At 68.7% G+C, this 774-nt stretch carries 1 protein-coding gene; it reads right to left on the reverse strand.

All coding sequences use genetic code 11. The features are described 5' to 3' along the window. A partial coding sequence (locus N5I32_RS21215) for a CLIPPER-2 domain-containing protein (protein ID WP_261497900.1) occupies positions 1 to 774 on the reverse strand: 774 nt, incomplete at both ends.

Here is a 774-nt window from a genome sequence, read left to right on the forward strand (position 1 = left end):
GACCGTGATCTCCGGCTCGTAGTCGACCGGGACCGAGGCGGTGTCGCTGTCGCTGGCGCTGCCGCCGAAGCCGTCGATGAAGACCGCCGAGGCGATGTTGTCGAGGGTGCCGTCGCAGGTGCCGCCGTTGCTGTCGAGGTCCTCCTGCGTCACCACATGGCTCGAACTGTAGCTCCAGGTCTCGCCGACCGAGAGGATGCCGTCGCTGTCCACGTCGGTCAACGGGTCGAGCGTCAGCACCTGGTCCGCCCCTTCGAGCGCGTCCGCGACATCGCTCGCCGTCAGGTCGACGTTGCCGGTGTTCTCCACCGTCACCGTGTAGGTGATGACGTCCCCGACCTCGTCCACCGTGGTCGTGTTGTCCTCGCCGTCGCCGGGGTCGAGGTCCGTGATCGCGTAGCTCTTCTCGAGGTCGATCGCGGGGGCCGCGCCGAAGTAGTTCGCGTCGTCGCTGTCGGAGACCGTCACCTCCTCGCATTCCGCAAGGCCCGTCGCCGTCGCCGTGTCCGTGTGCTGGCCTTCCTGCCAGGTCGCGTCGATGATCAGCACGTCGCTTGCCCCCGGCGCCAGCGTGCCGACATCCCAGGTGCCGTCGTCGTCGTCCCCGGCGCCGCCGTCGAGCGCGAAGTCGCTGTCGGTGACCGCCACGTTCTCGAGCGTGATGTTGCCGGTGTTGGTCACCGTGAAGCGGAACTTCACCGCGTCGCCGTCATGGGCCACCGGGCCCTCCGGGTCGTTGGCGTCGAACCAGGTCAGGCCGCCGTCGACCGAGAC

This window comes from Albidovulum sediminis (genome assembly GCF_025380365.1).
In the GTDB taxonomy this organism is placed as follows: Bacteria; Pseudomonadota; Alphaproteobacteria; order Rhodobacterales; family Rhodobacteraceae; genus Albidovulum; species Albidovulum sediminis.